General features: G+C 40.0%; 19 protein-coding genes, 1 pseudogene and 1 riboswitch. Of the genes and pseudogenes, 9 read left to right on the top strand and 11 right to left on the bottom strand.

The window, feature by feature from the left end:
* Nucleotides 1-33 precede the first annotated feature (33 nt).
* Complete coding sequence (locus ABEV15_RS03425) at nucleotides 34-1,464, top strand: o-succinylbenzoate--CoA ligase (protein ID WP_429630338.1); 1,431 nt, start codon at nucleotides 34-36, stop codon at nucleotides 1,462-1,464.
* A gap of 11 nt (nucleotides 1,465-1,475) precedes the next feature.
* Here the strand turns inward: ABEV15_RS03425 and cydB are convergent, their stop codons facing one another.
* From cydB to ABEV15_RS03440, 3 genes are all read right to left on the bottom strand, one after another.
* A complete protein-coding gene (gene cydB / locus ABEV15_RS03430) occupies nucleotides 1,476-2,504 on the bottom strand; it encodes a cytochrome d ubiquinol oxidase subunit II (RefSeq protein WP_498852354.1) in 1,029 nt (342 codons plus the stop codon).
* Nucleotides 2,494-3,843, bottom strand: coding sequence for a cytochrome ubiquinol oxidase subunit I (locus ABEV15_RS03435; protein ID WP_429630336.1), 1,350 nt, complete (start codon nucleotides 3,841-3,843; stop codon nucleotides 2,494-2,496). Before ABEV15_RS03435 ends, cydB begins: the two co-directional genes overlap by 11 nt.
* Nucleotides 3,844-4,021: 178 nt before the next feature.
* The gene (locus ABEV15_RS03440) at nucleotides 4,022-4,177 is read right to left on the bottom strand and encodes a DUF1540 domain-containing protein (RefSeq protein WP_498852355.1); all 156 of its coding nucleotides are present in this window, start codon (nucleotides 4,175-4,177) and stop codon (nucleotides 4,022-4,024) included.
* A 176-nt stretch (nucleotides 4,178-4,353) separates the two neighbouring features.
* On the opposite strand from ABEV15_RS03440, the gene ABEV15_RS03445 reads away from it, so the two are divergent.
* The 4 genes from ABEV15_RS03445 to ABEV15_RS03460 are packed head-to-tail and all read left to right on the top strand — an operon-like array spanning nucleotide 4,354 to nucleotide 9,211.
* Nucleotides 4,354-4,653 (top strand): DUF2325 domain-containing protein, encoded by a 300-nt coding sequence (locus ABEV15_RS03445; protein ID WP_498852356.1) that lies wholly within the window; start codon nucleotides 4,354-4,356, stop codon nucleotides 4,651-4,653.
* 7 nt (nucleotides 4,654-4,660) lie between these two features.
* The gene (locus ABEV15_RS03450; RefSeq protein ID WP_498852357.1) at nucleotides 4,661-5,113 is read left to right on the top strand and encodes a diverged REC-like domain-containing protein; all 453 of its coding nucleotides are present in this window, start codon (nucleotides 4,661-4,663) and stop codon (nucleotides 5,111-5,113) included.
* Nucleotides 5,114-5,147: 34 nt separating this feature from the next.
* Nucleotides 5,148-7,208, top strand: coding sequence for a hypothetical protein (locus tag ABEV15_RS03455; RefSeq protein ID WP_498852358.1), 2,061 nt, complete (start codon nucleotides 5,148-5,150; stop codon nucleotides 7,206-7,208).
* Nucleotides 7,209-7,255: 47 nt separating this feature from the next.
* On the top strand, nucleotides 7,256-9,211 hold the full coding sequence (locus tag ABEV15_RS03460; protein ID WP_498852359.1) for a cytochrome D1 domain-containing protein: 1,956 nt from the start codon (nucleotides 7,256-7,258) through the stop codon (nucleotides 9,209-9,211).
* 22 nt (nucleotides 9,212-9,233) lie between these two features.
* On the opposite strand, the gene ABEV15_RS03465 is transcribed toward ABEV15_RS03460, so the two are convergent.
* From ABEV15_RS03465 to yidD, 6 genes and pseudogenes are all read right to left on the bottom strand, one after another.
* Nucleotides 9,234-10,271 (bottom strand): ribonucleotide-diphosphate reductase subunit beta, encoded by a 1,038-nt coding sequence (locus ABEV15_RS03465; protein ID WP_498852360.1) that lies wholly within the window; start codon nucleotides 10,269-10,271, stop codon nucleotides 9,234-9,236.
* Complete coding sequence (locus tag ABEV15_RS03470) at nucleotides 10,225-10,716, bottom strand: flavodoxin domain-containing protein (protein WP_429630332.1); 492 nt, start codon at nucleotides 10,714-10,716, stop codon at nucleotides 10,225-10,227. The genes ABEV15_RS03465 and ABEV15_RS03470 overlap by 47 nt, the downstream gene beginning before the upstream one ends.
* Before the next feature lie 11 nt (nucleotides 10,717-10,727).
* The gene (locus tag ABEV15_RS03475; RefSeq protein ID WP_498852361.1) at nucleotides 10,728-13,007 is read right to left on the bottom strand and encodes a ribonucleoside-diphosphate reductase subunit alpha; all 2,280 of its coding nucleotides are present in this window, start codon (nucleotides 13,005-13,007) and stop codon (nucleotides 10,728-10,730) included.
* 113 nt (nucleotides 13,008-13,120) lie between these two features.
* Nucleotides 13,121-13,320: riboswitch (cobalamin riboswitch) on the bottom strand.
* Nucleotides 13,321-13,415: 95 nt separating this feature from the next.
* Nucleotides 13,416-13,535 (bottom strand): annotated as a pseudogene (locus ABEV15_RS03480) (cytochrome d ubiquinol oxidase subunit II); the annotation flags it as partial.
* A 160-nt stretch (nucleotides 13,536-13,695) separates the two neighbouring features.
* Entirely contained in the window at nucleotides 13,696-14,691 is a 996-nt protein-coding gene (locus ABEV15_RS03485) for a metal ABC transporter substrate-binding protein (protein WP_498852362.1), read from the bottom strand.
* Between the two features lie 204 nt (nucleotides 14,692-14,895).
* The gene (gene yidD / locus ABEV15_RS03490; RefSeq protein ID WP_429630324.1) at nucleotides 14,896-15,120 is read right to left on the bottom strand and encodes a membrane protein insertion efficiency factor YidD; all 225 of its coding nucleotides are present in this window, start codon (nucleotides 15,118-15,120) and stop codon (nucleotides 14,896-14,898) included.
* A gap of 129 nt (nucleotides 15,121-15,249) precedes the next feature.
* Here yidD and ABEV15_RS03495 point away from each other — a divergent pair, with 129 nt between their 5' ends.
* The 4 genes from ABEV15_RS03495 to ytkD all read left to right on the top strand — a co-directional run bounded on the left by ABEV15_RS03495 (nucleotide 15,250) and on the right by ytkD (nucleotide 17,328).
* Nucleotides 15,250-15,723 carry an S-ribosylhomocysteine lyase gene (locus ABEV15_RS03495; RefSeq protein WP_003397762.1) on the top strand — a complete coding sequence of 158 codons (474 nt, stop codon included), beginning with the start codon at nucleotides 15,250-15,252 and terminating at the stop codon, nucleotides 15,721-15,723.
* A 207-nt stretch (nucleotides 15,724-15,930) separates the two neighbouring features.
* Nucleotides 15,931-16,368 (top strand): Dps family protein, encoded by a 438-nt coding sequence (locus tag ABEV15_RS03500; RefSeq protein WP_012574110.1) that lies wholly within the window; start codon nucleotides 15,931-15,933, stop codon nucleotides 16,366-16,368.
* Between the two features lie 114 nt (nucleotides 16,369-16,482).
* On the top strand, nucleotides 16,483-16,791 hold the full coding sequence (locus ABEV15_RS03505; protein ID WP_004888947.1) for a hypothetical protein: 309 nt from the start codon (nucleotides 16,483-16,485) through the stop codon (nucleotides 16,789-16,791).
* Nucleotides 16,792-16,854: 63 nt separating this feature from the next.
* Nucleotides 16,855-17,328 carry an RNA deprotection pyrophosphohydrolase gene (ytkD, locus tag ABEV15_RS03510; protein ID WP_429630318.1) on the top strand — a complete coding sequence of 158 codons (474 nt, stop codon included), beginning with the start codon at nucleotides 16,855-16,857 and terminating at the stop codon, nucleotides 17,326-17,328.
* A 30-nt stretch (nucleotides 17,329-17,358) separates the two neighbouring features.
* On the opposite strand, the gene ABEV15_RS03515 is transcribed toward ytkD, so the two are convergent.
* Together ABEV15_RS03515 and ABEV15_RS03520 are read right to left on the bottom strand one after the other, a co-directional pair.
* The gene (locus ABEV15_RS03515) at nucleotides 17,359-18,165 is read right to left on the bottom strand and encodes an ABC transporter permease (protein WP_339172823.1); all 807 of its coding nucleotides are present in this window, start codon (nucleotides 18,163-18,165) and stop codon (nucleotides 17,359-17,361) included.
* A complete protein-coding gene (locus tag ABEV15_RS03520) occupies nucleotides 18,152-18,922 on the bottom strand; it encodes an ABC transporter ATP-binding protein (RefSeq protein ID WP_498852363.1) in 771 nt (256 codons plus the stop codon). Before ABEV15_RS03520 ends, ABEV15_RS03515 begins: the two co-directional genes overlap by 14 nt.
* Between the last annotated feature and the right edge of the window lie 2 nt (nucleotides 18,923-18,924).

Consider the following 18,924-nt stretch of genomic DNA (forward strand, 5'->3'; position numbering starts at 1 on the left):
ACATCAAGCTGTTTTTTTGAAGGTGGTGTGAAGATGATCCCAAATTGGTTACGTCAACGTGCACATTTAACTCCGAATCGTGTAGCGCTATATGATGATACGCAAGTGATTTCATTTGCTGAGCTTCATGAGCGGACGGTAAAACGAGCAAGGCAATTTGTATATCTTGGTGTAAAAAAAGGAGACGTTGTAGCCGTTTTGATGAAAAATAGTGTACATATGGTCGAAGTTATTCACGCTCTTCATTATATTGGTGCAATTGTTTTGTTACAAAATGTACGTTTATCTGTTGAAGAAGTGAAGTGGCAACTAGAACATAGCGGAGCACGTTTTGTCATTTGTGATGAGTTGTTTCAGGATGAACGAGCAATACAATGGAATGAGTTTGCTCAAATCGGTGAACGAGATGGAGAATGGCAAACGATGTACAATCTTGATGATGTAGCAACCATTATGTACACATCAGGGACGACAGGGAAGCCGAAAGGTGTTATGCAAACATACGGAAATCATTGGTGGAGTGCAATTGGCTCTGTGCTTAATCTTGGATTGCGTGAAAATGATTGTTGGCTTGCAGCCGTTCCTTTTTTTCATGTGAGTGGCTTATCGATTTTAATGCGTAGCGTCATTTATGGAATCGGTGTTTACATTGTGCCGTCGTTTGATGCGGAACGTATCAATGAGCTTATTTTTCAAGGGAAAATTTCGATGATGTCCGCTGTCAGCACAATGGTGCAACAGATGGTTCGAGAGTTGAACAAACCATATCCTCCAACGTTTCGTTGCATGCTTGTTGGCGGTGGTCCAGTACCACAACCTTTACTGCAATCGTGTGTACGTTGGAATATTCCTGTATATCAAACGTACGGCATGACGGAGACTGCTTCTCAGGTTGCTACACTATCTCCAGATGCTCGCCATAAACATGGTTCAGCGGGAAAGCCACTTTTTCACATGCACATTCGCATTGAAAAAGAAGGAAAACAACTGAACGCGAACGAAGCAGGCGAAATTGTTGTAAAAGGTCCGAGCGTCATGAAAGGGTATTGGCAGAACGAACAGGAAACGAACGCGGTTTTAAAAGATGGTTGGTTATATACAGGAGACATCGGGTATATGGATGAAGAGGGGTTTTTATATGTGCTTGACCGCCGCTCAGACTTAATTATTTCTGGGGGGGAAAATGTGTATCCGGCTGAAATTGAAGCGGTGCTTTTGCAACATGAGGCGGTTAAAGAAGCAGGTGTCATTGGCGTTCCTGATGAAAGATGGGGACAAGTGCCATTTGCGTTCGTTGTGTTGGGGGATCAGATGACAACAGAAGAACAATTAAGACAGTTTTGTATGAACAAACTTGCAAAATATAAAGTACCTAAGCGGATTCGATTCGTTAATCATTTACCACGCAATGCCGCAAATAAACTGATGCGCCATGAGCTAAAAAAATGGATAGAGGAGGCGTAAAAAACCTCCTCTTATTGATAGCCTTTTGCTGTCTCTTTTGTGATTTTTTCTTTAAATAGTTTATAGCTCCAAAGCTGATAGCCAATGACGATCGGAACCATGACGATCGCTACACCGAGCATAATTTTTAAGTTTAATTCGCTACCTTCAGCTTCAAAAAGCGTTGTGCTATATTCATCATTGATGCGTGAGGGAAGCATGTTTGGGAACATGCCGATAAAACCGGTTGCCATAAGCGTGAAAATGGTTAGGCAAATGTTCGCAAACGCAAGTCCAATTCGTTTTTGCCAAACGAACAATAACATAAGTAATGCACATACGAAAGTAAGCGCTGGGACGATCCAAAGAATAGGTGCTTCCGTGAAGTTATGAAATAACGTTGTCTGATTGCTTGTTGCAACGAAAAAAAGCGATAATACAACTGCTGCCACCACAGCAGCTGGACGAGCAACTGTATACGCTCGTTCAGCCACATCTCCAACCGTCTTGATCATCACCCATAAGGCGCCAGAGACGATAAATAAACTTATAAACAAAAGTCCGCCTAACAGACCGTACGGATGAAGTAAGCTGAAAAATGTTCCTTCATATCCAGAAGGACCAATTTTTAAACCGTAAAACAAATTAGCAAAGGCGACTCCGAACAGCAGCGCTAAAGCAAAACTGCTAATTGTAAATGCCCATTTCCAGCTTTTTTGCCAAAGCGGTGCATCGTCTTTATGCATAAATTCCAATCCAGCAGCACGGAAAAAGAGCGCGAATAAAATAAGCATCATCGGCGTATATAAGAAGCTAAATAAATCTGCATAAACGGCCGGAAATGCAGCAAATGTTGCTCCCCCAGCTGTAATTAACCATACTTCATTTCCACCCCAAAACGGTCCAACAGCTTCTTGGAGCTGATTTCGCTCTTGGCGATTTTTCGCTAAAAATGGAAATAAAATTCCTGTACCAAGCGTATATCCATCTAAAATGAAGTAAACTGTCCAAATAAGTCCCCATAGACCAAACCAAATGATCGCAACTGTTTCATGAGACATGTTGCATTTCCCCACCTTTCGTAGCCGCGGATGTGTACGGTCCTTTTTTTGCATATTTCAACATTAAGTACACGTCAGCAATAAGCAAAATCGTATAAAACACGACTAAGCTGACGAGCGAGAAAAGGATTTGTGAGAGCGAGATTGGCGATACTGCCTCAGCTGTACGCATGAGACCATAAACAGTCCACGGTTGACGTCCGACTTCCGCAACGACCCAGCCAGCATTGATCGCAACGTACGGTAACAAAACGGAATACATGACTACCTTTAAGAAGCGTTTTGATTCAATTAATTTATTTTTACGATACAAGTAAAACCCATACCAACATAAAGCGACGAAATATAGTCCGAGTGCGACCATTAATCGAAATGAGTAAAACACAATGTTGACGTTCGGTCGTTCGTCTTTCGGAATTTGATCAAATCCAACGACTTTTCCATCAAACGAATGCGTATAAAAGTAACTTCCGAGCTTCGGAATTGTTAAAAATTCAACGATATTTCGTTCGTTTTTTGGATCCGGAATTTGAATAATATGAAAAGGTAACCCCTCTTTCGTTTCCCAAACAGCTTCTAGTGCTGCTCCTTTAGCAGGCTGCATTTTTGCCGCAAACGATGCTGATTTATGACCGATAAATGGTGTTGCTGTTGTCGCGATAAGACCTAGAATAAGTGCATACTTAAACGATTTTTCGAAAAATACGACATGCTGCTTACGCAACAAATGCCATGCGCTAACAGCCATCACAAAAAACGCTCCAACGATATAACAGCTGACGACGGTATGAACGAACATATGCCAAGCATATGGATTCGTCACAACTTCCCAAAAGTTTTGTAGTTCGATGCGACCGTTTCTCTCAATATACCCGACCGGATTTTGCATAAACCCGTTTGCTGTAATAATCCAAAGTGCTGAAATGTTTGTACCGAGCGCAACCATCCAAATCGAAAACGCACGAAGCTTTGGAGAAATTTTGTCCTTCCCAAATAGCCAAATCCCCATAAATGTTGATTCTAAAAAGAAAGCAACGAGCGCTTCAATGGCGAGTGGAGATCCGAAAATATCCCCCATATATTTCGAATACTCAGACCAGTTTGTACCAAATTGAAATTCCATCGTAATGCCTGTGACTACGCCAAGGACGAAGTTAATAGCAAACAATTTCCCCCAAAAATCTGCCATTTGTCGATAAAGCGGATTTTTTGTTCGTACATGTTGTGTTTCCATCCATGCAATTAAAACAATGAGACCGATCGTCAGTGGAACGAATAGAAAATGATAAAAAACCGTAATCGCAAATTGAAAACGGCTAAGCAAAAGTACGTCGCTCATATATCCCCCTCCAACATGTTAAGTATTTTTTCATATGTATAAGAATAACCATAACACGTGAAAAAGAGATGAGAGAAATGTTGCGAAACTGTGGCGATAATTTTAAAAAAATGTGTCTATTCATTGTTTTTAACGTGTAAAAACTGGAAAACCCCCTTGCCGTAAGCAAGGGGGGGTGTTACCTGTTTGGTTGGAACGTTTTACAGTCTGTTTCAGTCGAACTTGTTGCTGTTGGGCCAGCATGGCTTACGACATAGATAGCTTCTGCACTACATCGATTGCCTTGTGACCAAAACTGACAGTTTTGCACTTCACAAAGTACATCTTTGGCCATGATTGTTCCCTCCTTTCCTTATGCTGTTGTTAGTGTAGACAAAAGATTAGCGACACATAACATGAAAAAATGAGCAAAAACAAGGGGAATTTTTTATGATTAAATGTTGACATAGATAATCATTCTCAATTAGAATGAAGTTGTGTAACATAAAACAAAAAATCGGAGGGAGTTATATGTCGTCATTATTAGTTGTTGGTGCTGATCATTTAGGAAACATTACCGATAAATTAAAAAACTCAGGATTTAAGGAGATTATTCATTTAGATGGCCGCAAAGTGAACATGGTGAAACGACAAATTCCAGAGCATGTCGATATCGTATTTGTCATGACAGATTATATTAACCATAATTTAGCGAAAGTCATTAAGCAAAAAGCGAAGGATCAACATAAGCCTATCTATTTTGTAAAGCGTTCATGGAGTTCCATTCAATTCGTTATTCAACAAATGGAGGAATTGAAACAAGGGAATTAAGGGGGAGATGACATTGTGGCAATCGTTTATGAATGAAGTGTTAGCTTATCATTACAACATATCTCCACCTCATCGTTCATCGCTTACGTTGCTAAAAGGAATTGAACGGGCAACATCATCGTTTTCGATCGCTTCTTTTGATTCTCCCGTTACATATTATAAAATGATTGCACAAATGACCGACTATTTGCTTCGTTTCGTTGCTAATGATCGTTCGTTTGTTCACATATTAGATGCGCACGATGCATTTATTACAGCATCATGTACGTCTGAAACAGGCGTTGTCCCGTCATGTATGAACATTTTTATAGTTGATGCAATTTCGCTTTCAAAAGCAATGCGCATGTTTGAAAATCATTTTAAAGTAAAACTAGAAAAAGTTTATATTTACCATATGACAGAGAATCGTGTCATACATTTTTGCTTGCCAAGACATGTGCATCAAGTCATAAATATATAATGATAATGAATTTCAGTTTTAGGGAGAGGGAAGTATGGGGAAATGGATGAAAATCGGTTCAGCCATTGCTTTATCATCGTCGCTAGTTGTTAGCGGCTGTGCTGAACAAACGATAAAAAAGAAAGAAGAGACAAAAAAAACTATCCAAGTTCCTGTGACAGATTATACGTTTCGAACCGCCGGAAATATGTTTGCGTATTCAGAGTTTGAGCTGTCTGGTGAACCTTTAGCAGAAGGGTTAGGATTAGATTTAGATTTGTTGGATGTTCGAAAAATAAATGAACCGACCGAGTTTGATTATATTGCAGGTGTAGAGTCTTACGAGTATTCTGAGGAAGCCATGTATGAGGTAACGGAAAAGTCAGGGCTCGGTTTGCATCTTATTCACGGTCCTATAGCAAAAAAATTAGCGAAACAAAGCGGAAAAGAAAGTCATGAAGTATTAGCTGAACGTTTTTATTTACTTGCTGATCAAGTTGGATATCCACGCGAAGAAATATTTCGCAATATGTTTCCTACATTAATTGAGTATGAAAGTGGGGATCCACATTACATACAACAAGTAGATACAGACGTATATGCAGAAAATGATGACGGTACGTACGTCCCAGTGTACCAAGTAGATTTTCAAACGTTGCGATGGGCTCGTGAAAAAATGAATAAAATGCTTGTTCCTGCGGCTTACGGAGCAACGTTTTTAAAACAAGCTTTATGGGCTGGTGACTTTTTAAGTGCGTTCCATACAGTTGATAAGGACGAGGAAATAGAGGCAAAAACGGCAAATGATGATCAGCATTCAAATATCGCATTAGGAGTTAGTTCGGCTGATGGAATGCAAGGAATGATTTTAACTGAGCAAATATGGAATAAGTTGTTGTTTATTCGTGACCATTTATTTTATGATGCAAAAAATGACAAGCTTACTTCATTGAACAAAGGAACTTATGAGTCGGAAAAAGGGTTTGTATATTTGCCACATCAAGTTGAAGTTGTTGAAAATGGAGATGATCAAGCACCTGATGCTCAACAACTCATTTTGAAAGATAAACGTAGCTTTTTGCAAGACCAATGGCTCATGTTATGGCCAGCGGCTGAATTTTTTGGTATGACCGATCAGCGCGAGGCTAACAAAAATCAAAATCCAGCCTTTTTAGCTGTTTTTGATGGTCAACCTTATCCAAAAGCACCAAATGAAAATATCGATGAAAATGTTCATAATGATGTACAAAGTGACGATCCGTATTCGGTGAATCGAGATATTTTACTGACTGTTTTTAAAAACGTTGATGCGATGCATTTCAATGATGAATTAGGTATATTTGTTGAAGAACATAGCGGAACTGAGCAAGGGAAGTATATGAACACGTTTGATGCTGGTTATACGATGGAAGCACTTCGTATTTTTCAACGAGCAATTGACGGTTTGCCAGTTGGCTATGCGAATGGAGAAGAAGCAGAAGGTTTGCACACGGCGGAAGGAAAACGAGCGCTCGAGCTTATTCATAAACAAGCAGATTTCATCATTGAAAAATTAATAAGAGAAGATGGACTTGTCGCAAATGGGTTTACAATTGGAGAAGGGATAGATAAATCAGAACCAACGCTTCTTTCTCAACTTGGAGCGATTCGTGGGTTAACGGCAGCCTTTTTGGCTACAAAAGAAGAGAAGTACCGTGAAGCTGCACGAAATATTTATGTTGCCATGGATCGATATTTTTGGGATCAGAAATTGCATGTTTATCAAACGGCAAAAGGTGAAATGAAATATGATCCGTTTGTGGCTGGCGCCCTTTCTAGTATATTCCGTTTAGCCATAAACCAATTAAACAACATAGATCAAGATGAACAACAACCAAAAGAGCTTGATCGCGAAACAATTATTTCCCGATATGTAGATTTTTACAATCTCATCATCGATGGACCGAGCATAAAAGAAGGAATGCAAGCAAGTGAGTTTTGGGATACAGGGGATGTGTATAAAAAAGACGACCAATCTGGCAACACAGATAAAGATCACGTGCCACAAGTTCAAGCTGGAGATGGCCCGTATGGTATTGCTCCTATTCTTGTAAATGTTGAAGTAAAAGAAAAGTAAAAGGCGGACCGTCTAAGCCGGCCGCCTTTTCTGCGTGGGGGATGAGTATGAAAAAATTAGCCATAGTTCTTTTTGTTTTTTTTCTCGCTTCGTGCGCTAAGCAACCGGTATTTATGTCTAAACAAACAGTGATTCGCGATGTGGCAGTAAACAGCAACAATATTGTTATGAATCGAGCGGGAGACGAATTGTATGTTGCAAATATAGACGTACCTACTGTAACAATTATCGATGTGAAAACAAAAAAGAAGAAGGCTGAAATTGCTGTTGGACGGGAGCCACGGCAATTAACATTAAGCCCTGATGAACAATTTTTATATGTGTCCTGTATGTATGACCACCGAGTTGATATTATTTCGTTAAAAAAGCAAAGAGTCATTGGGCATATTCAAACAGGGATTGAACCGTTTGGCCTTGTGACGAGCCAAGACGGTCGATGGTTATATGTCGCTAACTACCGTTCGGGCACATTATCTATTGTCGATTTGCAATCAGGAAAAGTGAAAAAAGACATTCGAGTAGGTGATCGTCCTCGAACGGTTACAATTACGGCAGATGGTAAAAAGCTATATGTCCCACATTATTTGCAAGGGAAAATTACAGTCATTGATACAAAAAAAGAAAAAGTCGTTAAACAAATTTCATTGGCACCTTCACCCGATCAAGAAGATCGAAAAAAAAGTCAGGGCATCCCAAATACGTTAGAGCAGTTTGTTATTGCACCTGATGGAAAAAAAGCATACGTGCCACATTTATTAACAAATGTTGATACACCTATTCATTTTGAAGAGACGATTTTTCCGGCTATTTCTGTCATTCGTTTAGATATTGATGAAGAAGTGTTAGATGAAAGAAAAGAATTATTTGAAGAAATCAACGTCACAGATGTAAACAATGAAACAATGATTGTGTCGAATCCGTACGATATAGCATTTCATCCAAACGGAAAAAAAGCATATGCCATTATGTCTGGCAGTGAAGATCTTGTCGTTTTTGACCTTGCCCGTGGAGGAAATGCTACGCAAGTATTGCGCAGAATTCAAGGAGATAATCCGAGAGGAATTGTCATTTCCTCGGATGGCGAAACACTTTATATTCATCAAGCGATGAGTCATGAACTTGCCATTGTAAAAACAGGCGGTGAACAAGCATATGCAAAAGCAAAACAAATAGGTAAAAATATTTCTCTAATTTCGCAAGATTCGTTACCACCGCTTGTAAGAGAAGGAAAAAAGATATTTTATAGTGCAAATAGCGATGAATATGCAGCGGAGATAACAAAAAATAATTGGATGAGTTGTGCATCTTGTCATAGCGACGGAGATATAAATGGCTTGACGCTTATGACACCGAAAGGACCAAGAAATGTGCCAAGCAACATATTAACAACGAAGACAGGATTATTTATGTGGGACGGATCGCGTGATGATTTTACTGACTATATTCATACAGTCCAAGGAGAGATGGGCGGGATGTTGCAATACGATCCAAGTAAACCGTTACCGCCTGATGTGCAACATATGTTTGATGCGCTATTTGCATATTTGGATGATCCAAGTTCATTTCCTGTTCCAAAGAGCCCTTATCGAGAGAAAGATGGAAGTTTAACACATATAGCAAAAAAAGGGGAGCAGCTGTTTTTTGGAAAGGGGAACTGCCTCACTTGCCATGGAGGAAAGTGTTTTACGGATAGTGTAAAAGCAGTGGATAACAATGGGCAGCTCACAACAGGTCAAATATCGTTTTTGCACGATATCGGAACAGAAAATGTACTCGATCGCTCATCGTCCGGGGATGCACGTGCGCAATTTAAAAATCCTCGAACTCCGAAGCAGTGGGATACTCCTACATTGCGTGGAGTGTGGGCGACTGCCCCGTATTTACATGACGGAAGCGCAAGCACGATTGAAGAAGCTATTGTACGTCACCAGATAAAGGAAGTAGAGGAGCTTAGCGAAGAAGAAATAAAGCAAATTGCGGCATATGTACGATCATTAGAGTAAAAAGGTGGGGATCCCCACCTTTTTACAATTCATCAAACCCATTCATATCTGTTGTTTTTGTGTATGAACGTGGACGCGCCTCGAAAAAGTCGGTTTTGCCTAAGTTCACATTTTCATCGCTAAAGACACGAATCCAAGGCATACAATTTTCATCAGCATCGTATCGATCGTCTAACCCAAGCATCCGCAATCGCTTATTTCCGAGATATTCAATATATTTCTCCATTTCGATGACATCAATGCCATCCATATCGCGCAACACAAAGCGCGACCATTCTGTTTCATAACGGATCGCTTCGTCGATATAGTCGTATATCCACGCAGAAAATGCTCCATCTTCATCAATATGTGGATTTTCCCATAACACGGCGCGTACGAGTTGGGAAATAAAGTAGCTATGGCATAATTCATCTTTATTAATATAACTAATCATCGTTGATGTTTTTAGCATTTTTTGATTTCGTGCTAAGTTGTAAAAAAAGGCAAACCCTGAATAAAAATTAATTCCTTCTAATACGAGCGAAGCAACGAGCGCTCGGCAAAATGTTTCAACAGTCGGTTGTTCACGAAATGCTTCATATATGCGAATGACGTGTTCATTTCGTTTATAAATGTGCGGATTTGTGCGCGCCATTTCAAAGGCGCGATGTTGCTCGGATAATTTTTCGATCGAAGCAAGAACGTATGAGTATGATTGATTATGGACAACTTCTTGCTGTTCGATAATCGAAAAAATAGCTTTTACACTCGGATCAGTAATGTATTCTTTCATCGCACCAATAAAGTTCGGTTGAACAGAATCTAAAATCGAAAGCAAGCCGATAATGTGTAAAAACGCATCGCGCTCTCGCTCGCTTAACGTATGCCATTGTTTAATATCATCGGACATGTTAATTTCAAATGGCGTCCAAAAGTTGCCGAGCAACATTTTGTATATGTCGTAAAAATGGCTATATTTAATATCATTCCAGTTTAAAATGCCGCTTGCTTTCCCGTTTATAATGCTTGTTGCCTTATTTGGATGCGACGGTTCCAACAATTTTACTTTCGTCAATAACAAAACGTTCGACCTCCTGCAATAGTTGTTGTACGAAAACAGCCGGCAAGTGTTGTTGATGTCCGCGTGGCGACTGCTCAATTTTTAGCGTGCCGAGCACCGGTGTGACTTTTCGTAAATGGTATGCCATTTCATCGACCGCACGGCAATAGTACGGCCACATTTGATCTCCTGTGCCAAATACCGCAACAGGAGGCAAAGGAAGTTTGCGTTCTTTAATGAGGAAACGCAGCAGTTGTTTCATCTCCTCTGGAAGTTGCCCATTTCCCCACGTATATGAACCGAATAATAGTAATTCCGCTTGATCAATGAGCGATTCGATGGCGAATATATGTTGAATACTGATTGTTTTCACCGCATGTCCATATGAGCGAAAAGCTTCTTCGATCAATAGGGCGACTTCTTTTGTGTTTCCCGTTTTGGATGTATAGCAAATGAGAACGTTCATGCTTTTTCCTCCTACGATGAGCAAACATCGCATTCTTCAATCGTTACTGCTGTGCTGCGAACGTAATACGTTGATTTTAACCGTTCTTTCCATGCGGTCATGTGTAGATCAAGGAGATCTTTCGCTTTAATCGTGTTGTATACGTAAAGATTAAAGCTCAACGACTGATCAACATGTTTTTGTCTTGCCGCGTTTTGGCGAATGCTCATTTTTTGATCGACTTCGTAAGCGTTGTCGTAAAACCAAAATGTTTTGGCATTTAAATCAGGAACGGTTACAGGGATTTTATAATTTTTCTTTTCTTCAAAATATAAACGGTTAAATACAGGATCGCATGATGCGGTTCCATTGGCTAATACAGATGTCGAAGCGTTTGGCGCAGGACTCATTAAATACCCATTTCGAATCCCGTATTCCATGACTTGTTGTTTTAAGCCATCCCAGTCTAGCTCATCGTGTGAATGATAACCGCGAAGCTCAAAATATGTTCCTGTATGCCAATCAGATCCCTCAAAAGCTGGATAAGATCCTTTTTCTTTTGCTAGCTCCATGCTCGCTTTAATTGTGAGATAAGCGATTTTCTCAAATAATTTATCAGCAAATTCTACGCTTTCTTCACTATTCCATTTGATTCCTTTCAGCGCTAATAAATGATGCCATGAAAATGCACCTAAACCGATTGCCCGATATTTTTTATTTGTCATCACAGCTTGCAACACTTCAATTCGTTTTTCATTTAAGTCGATGACGTTATCTAACATGCGCACTTGAATAGGAATCAACCGTTCTAATACGTTGTGTTGTACGGCGCGAGCGAGATGAATACTTGATAAGTTACAAACGACAAAGTCGCCTGGCTTTTTATGAATAATAATTTCACCATCTTGCGTATACTCTTTTGTTACGACTGTTGGACTCATATTTTGCATAATTTCCGTACATAAATTGCTTGAATAAATCATGCCTGCATGTTTGTTTGGGTTCATGCGATTCGCTTCATCGCGGTAAAACATATAAGGTGTTCCTGTCTCTAATTGTGATTTCATAATCCGTTTCATAATTTCAATGGCAGGCACACGCTCTTTGCTTAACTGAGGATGATTGACGCATTCTTCGTATTTTTCGCGGAAGGAGCCACGTCCTCGCTCTTCATCATAAAAGTCTTCGAGGCCTAACGGATTGCCGTTTTTATCTTTCCAACCCATTACTTTTTTCACTTCGTGTGGGTCAAATAAGTACCAATCTCCGCGTTTTTCTACCTGTTCCATAAATAAGTCGGGAATACAAACACCATAAAATAAATCGTGGCATTTTTGACGTTCGTCGCCGTTGTTTAATTTGGCATCTAAAAATGAGAAAATGTCTTTATGCCAAACGTCTAAGTACACAGCGATGCTTCCTTGACGTGTACCTAATTGGTCCACCGATACAGCTGTATTGTTTAATTGGCGCATCCATGGAATGACGCCAGATGATACGCCTTTGAATCCTTTAATGTCCGAGTTGCGTGAGCGAATTTTTCCTAAATAGACGCCGATTCCCCCGCCGCCTTTGGAGAGGCGAGCGATGTCTGTATTCGATTCATAAATGCCAATTAAGCTGTCATCAACTGTATCAATAAAGCAACTCGATAATTGGCCATAAGATTTGCCTGCGTTTGCGTATGTTGGTGTAGCCACCGTCATATATTGATTCGATAACGCCCAATACGCTTCTTTAGCTAGCGCCATTCGTCTCGTTGACTGTTCATGCGCCATTAATGTTAACGCAATGGTTAAAAAGCGCTCTTGAGGCAGTTCGTAAATTTCACCGCTATAACCTTTCGCTAAATAACGATCAACAAGCGTTTTTAAGCCGATGTATGTAAATAGCTCATCTTTTTTCGGATCGATCCATGTGCTCGCTTCTTGCAGCTCCTCTTTCGTATATTGCTCAAGCAAAAATGAGTCATAAATGCCAAGATCGACGAGCATTGTTTGCAATTCATAATAGCGACGATATGTTTCTGACACATCGTAGCTGCGATTTATTGCTGCTTCATTATATAGCTGTTGCAAATATAGCCGTGCTGCAACAAACGTCCAATCAGGCTGTTCCACTGTGATTTCGTCAAGCGCGTTTAAAATGAGCTTATTGATGATGTCATTGTATCGTGTTGTATGAGTAAGTGACCGCGCGGTACGCTCGATGTATCGCTCGCTTGATAAGTGTGGAAAGTCTTTGAAAATATGAAACATCAATGTACGAATCGTTTCTTCATTCGCTTCCATTTGTTCTTTTATATGCATCATGTAAAATCCCTTCCCCTTATAAAATAAAAACATCCGCTTTTGTTGAGCGGATGAAACGATGGAAAAAGGCATGCTTTCACCATCGTTTCATCTTCTCAATCCCCGAAGAATATGAAACGATACAAGCAAGGCAGGTCTCCTGACTCGCGCTTCTTCCTACTTTGGATTCCTTCCCGTATATGCGCCGCAAACAGCTGACATATACAGTGGTGTTTTTTCCATTTCGTCTGCGCACACAGTTGCGGGGACAGTTCTGGATTCGCACCAGATTCCCTATTAAGTCCGTTCGGACACCTTTGCTTGTCGGTTCTCAATATATAGTTATTTAATTTATTAAAAATCACAATATATTGTATAAAAAAGGTTTACGTTTAAAACTATAGCGAAAAATTTCAACATTTGCAATCATTATTTTTCATCATTTGCTAAATAGCGACGATCTTTCATAAACAGCCTCCAAAAATAAATGAATCCTGGAAATAAAATCGCAAAGTCGACAATATACGTCACGAAAAGAGCGCGAAATGTATTGAAAATAATGTGAGACGCCATTGTTGTGCCGAACAATGTTCTTGCTGTTAATACGTGATCCATACCGAAATGTTCATCCTTTTCCATACAATGTCGTTTCATAGTTTGATTTGGAATGGGAAAAATATACAAAAAAATAAGCGATCGTTATGATCGCTTATTGTAACGCCTTTTTTAATGCTGTAATATTTTCATTCATAATCGCAAAATAGTCTTTGTTGTTTGCAATATCATCGTTTGTGCGCGCTTCTAAGTTGTGAAGAATGAGCACATCAGCCCCAATTTCATTTTTTACGACTTCAGCGATTTTGGATGTCACGTTTTGTTCAAAAAAGATATAGCGTATGTCACGCTCTTTTGCTGTTTGAATGATCGAAGCAAGTTGTTTTTGTGACGGTTCGTTTGTTGGTGATAGCCCCGTTACGCTTATTTGTTTTAAGCCGTATCGTTTCTCCCAATAGCCGTAAGCCGCATGAGCGACAAGAATTTCTTTTCTTTTCGCGCCTTTTATCAATTGTTGGAACTGGCTATCGAGCTGTTCAAGCTGCTGTTTTAACGAAGCAAAGTTTTGTTCAAAATCATTTTTTGCCTCAGGTTTTAGTTCCGTTAACGTTTGTTTAATTGTTTCAGCCATTTGAATGGAATAAATCGGATCTAGCCAGACGTGAGGATCTACATCTCCGTGATCATGTCCGTGATCATGTTCATCTTCATGTGCATGTTCATGTTCATGTTCATCTTCGTGAGCATGCCCGTCTTCATGAGTATGATTGGCTAGAAGTAAATCAATTCCTGCGGTTGCTTCCACGAACTTGACGCGCTCATTTTCCAGCGTTTTGACGATGCGTTCAACAAATCCTTCCATGCCTTGACCGACGTAAATGAAAGCGTCGCTATCGGCAATGTGTTGCATCGTTTTGGCTGTCGGTTCATATGTGTGCACATCGACGCCAGGAGGGTATACGCTTTCCACTTGAACGTGCTCACCGCCAATTTTTTGAGTAAAATCTTGAAGTGGATATACAGTCGTATAAATGATAAGCTTATTGTCTGTTTTTCCGGCGATCGATGGTGCCGCCTGTTCTTGTTTATTACAACCAAACAATGTTAACGTACTTGTAAGTATAATAGATAAAACGGCTCGTAATTTCATGTTCTTCCCCCTCTCAACAGAAGGATGTTTCTGGAAACAGAAAACATCCTTTTCTCTTGCTTTATTATATCGTAATCGTTACGATTTGAAAACTATGAAAAACTAACAAATGGTGGAAGTGGATCGACAAAAGTAGACCAATCTTCAAACGTAATTATTACGGTTTACAATGTTTATCATATCGAAAAAAAAGAGAAAGAACAACTATTTTTGCTCTTTCTCGGGTACAGGATCAAATCCACCGGGGTGAAACGGATGGCATTTTAAAATACGTTTGGCGGTTAAATAGCCACCTTTGAGCGCACCGAAGCGACGAATGGCCTCTAACCCATAATGTGAACAAGTCGGATAAAAGCGGCATGTCGGTGGCTTTAAGGGGGAAATGAAACGTTGGTAAAAGCGAATAAACAAAATAAATATATGTTTCATTCAATACACCTATCCCTATTTTTGTTTATTGTAACATAGGCGCATGAATCAATTCCAACGAAAAAAGATGAAAAAAGTCGGACTTTTGTGTATGATAAAAACGTAACGATTGAGAAAGAGGTGAGACATATGCCTTCAGTAGAAAGCTTTGAGCTTGATCATTGTGCGGTCAAAGCACCGTACGTTCGCCATTGTGGCGTTCATCAAGTCGGTAGCGACGGTGTTGTGAATAAATTTGATATTCGCTTTTGTCAACCAAATAAAGAAGCGATGCAGCCAGCAGCTATTCATACGCTTGAGCACTTGCTAGCGGTGCACATTCGTAAGCATGCCGAAAAATATGACCATTTTGATATTATTGACATTTCTCCGATGGGATGTCAAACAGGTTATTATTTAGTTGTTAGCGGTACGCCAACAGTCGAAGAAATTATTGACTTGTTAGAGGCGACGATGAATGAGGCGTTAACCGTTACAGAAGTGCCAGCCGCAACAGAAAAAGAGTGCGGTCAAGCGAAATTGCATGATTTAGAAGGAGCAAAGCGGCTTATGCGTTACTGGCTGTCGCAGCCAAAAGAAGAATTGAAAAAAGTGTTTGGCTAAAAATAAAGGTTCAGATGTTACATGTCTGAACCTTTATTTTTTTCACCCGGCAATTTATCAACTATGCTCTCGAAGTGGTCACTACCGATACAATGATGGTTACATGTCTCTCTACATTGTTCATGCAAAAAGCGTATCATTTTCCAAAAATTTTTTTGTTTGCTATAATGAAAGAGGGGAAAAGTTATGATTGAGGAGGGAACAAGGATGAAAGAAAAATTAATTGATATTGTCAACAAACAAATTGCAAACTGGAACGTGTTATATGTAAAATTACACAACTACCATTGGTATGTGAAAGGGCCGCAGTTTTTTACGTTGCATACAAAATTTGAAGAGTTGTACAATGAAGCGGCACTACATATTGATGAGTTAGCAGAACGTTTATTAGCATTAGGTGGAAAACCGCTAGCAACGATGAAAGATTATTTAGCGGTAGCATCTGTACATGAAGCAAAAGGAAATGAAACGGCGGAAGAAATGGTAGCGGAAATTGTTCGCGATTTTGAAACGATGATTGAAGAATTGAAAGCTGGCATGGACTACGCCGGAGAAATTGGAGATGAAACAACAGGCGATATGCTTTTAGGCATTCATCAAAGTTTAGAAAAACATGTATGGATGCTCAAATCGTTTCTCGGATAAGGTGGGAGTGGCCCCACCTTATTTGCATGTTCAGTCGCAGATGAGTGCTTTTGTTGCATGAAAATAAATGAATCGACTCACACTAACCGTAACAAACGAAAAAGAGGTGGGTCGATGAAAAAAACGTATTATGTTTCGGTGGCACGTGGCGAAATTTCACAAGTGAAAACGGCCTCCCCATGGGAATTTCGCATTGAAGCGACGGATGAAGAAATCATTCAATTACGGGAGTATTTTGATGAAATGTATTCATCCGATTGGCAATCGTTTTGGCGTGCACATGTGCCATATGTGCAATATCATTATGATCGGCCGAACGACGGGTATGACAACGCGATGAAAAAAGTGTATGAAATGATTTATGAACTTGGTGATGAAGAAGCGAAACAACAAATTGAAACGATGGGTGTCATACAGTTATAAAGGCTGTCGACAACTTTACTGTGTGGTACAATGAAGAAAACATACAGTTGAGGGTAGACGGCTATGATAGTATTTCAAGACTATTACGGATACGATGTTCGACTTTCTTTCGCTGATCATCCTTTTTCGCAACATCCCAAACACGTATTTGTCATTTGCCGTTACGATAACCATTGGCTGTTGACAAATCATGCGATACGCGGCTGGGAGTTTCCAGGCGGCAAAGTAGAAGAAGGAGAAACGGCGGAACAGGCAGCCATTCGTGAAGTAAGGGAAGAAACAGGAGGCATCGTTCAGACAATCACGTATATCGGACAGTATGAAGTGAAACGTCCAAATGAAACGATTGTAAAAAATATTTATTTTGCCCATGTTAAATCTTTGGAACAAAGGGAGTCGTATTTTGAAACAAATGGTCCTGTTCTCATTGAGCATATACCAGATGACGTAGCGAAAGATGAACGATTTAGTTTTATTATGAAAGATGGCGTATGGATGTATACAAAACAAGAGTTACAGCGGCGGGGAATGTCGTAAAACCCCACCGCTTTTTCTTTGCGTGTGGGGTTATGCGCGTTTTATTAATTTTTTTTCAAACCAACTGACAAGCTGGTACATGATGCTAGAGAGTAAAGCAATCATAAGCAAACTTAATAAAACGAGCGTAAAGTTAAACACTTGGAAGCCGTAAATAATCATATAGCCGAGCCCTTGTTTAGAGACGAGAAATTCACCGACGATGACCCCAACCCAAGATAAGCCAACGTTCACTTTTAGCGTTGAAATGATCGTTGGAAAGGAAGCAGGTAAAATCGCTTCTGTAAACCATTGTCGCTTCGTTGCGCCGAATGTTTGAAGCACTTTTATATAGTTTGCATCTACTTCTTTAAATGATGTGTAAACGACAATCGTTGTAATAATAATGGAAATGATCGCTCCCATGGCGACGATCGATGTCATATTTGGTCCGAGTGCGACGATTAAAATCGGGCCGAGCGCTACTTTTGGCATTGCGTTTAAAATGACTAAATACGGATCAACGATTTTTGAGACGCGAGGAAACCACCAAAGTATTGCAGCAAAACAAACGCCAATCATCGTACCAACAATAAAACCTAGCACCGTCTCAGTTAATGTGACAGTTGTATGTGAAAGCAATGTGTGATCACGTATTTTTGTAGTAAACAAATGCCAAATCGAAGACGGTGAGCTAAATAAAAGAGGATCGATCCAATGAAGGCGGCTCGTGATTTCCCATAAGCTGAAAAATGCAATGACAATGATCGCTTGAAAAAAGCGGACGATTCGTTTTTCACGTTTTTCGTATGCCATATACTGATCGTATATACGTTGCAACCACTCATGTTTGTTCAATGCTCTCTAACTCCTTCCAAATCATTTGAAAGAGCGGTGAAAAATCTGGATGTTGGCGGGCTTGAAACGGTGTACACGCTTTTAACGAATCTGGAACGGTAACGATTTTTTGAATTTTTCCCGGTCTTCCGGTAAATAAAACGATGCGGTCGCTCATCGCAATGGCTTCACCAATATCGTGCGTGACAAGAAGTGCTGTTTTTTGATACTGTTTTAACGTTTCCCATACAAGATCTTCTAGTTTGAGCTTTGTTTGATAATCAAGCGCTGAAAACGGCTCATCTAACAGTAATATTTTCGGATCCGTTGCAAGCGTGCGTACGAGTGCAGCGCGTTGGCGCATTCCTCCCGACAATTCATTAGGATAGCGGTCATCGACATCGTGCAGCCCGATTTGATGCAATAGGGCGAGTGTTTGTCTCCTTGTTTTCTCGCTATATTTTCCCATTAGCTTTAATCCAAGTGTCACGTTTTGTTCGATCGTCTTCCATGGGAACAAATAATCATGTTGTAGCATATATCCAATCGTTTGACGCATTGTTCTTATTTCTTTTCCTTCGATGAGCACACGTCCTTTTGTCGGTTCGATCAATCCTGCGATAATTGAAAGAAGCGTTGTTTTTCCGCAGCCGCTCGGGCCGAGGAAGGAGAGAAATTCTCCCCTCTCGACAGTGAGTGAAAGATGATCAAGCGCTAATACGGCAGATTGGTTTGTGACGTAGGCGTGCATCACTTGATCAATCGTTAAAATGGGCATGA

This window comes from Bhargavaea massiliensis, from assembly GCF_050480245.1.
Classification (GTDB): domain Bacteria; phylum Bacillota; class Bacilli; order Bacillales; family Anoxybacillaceae; genus Anoxybacillus.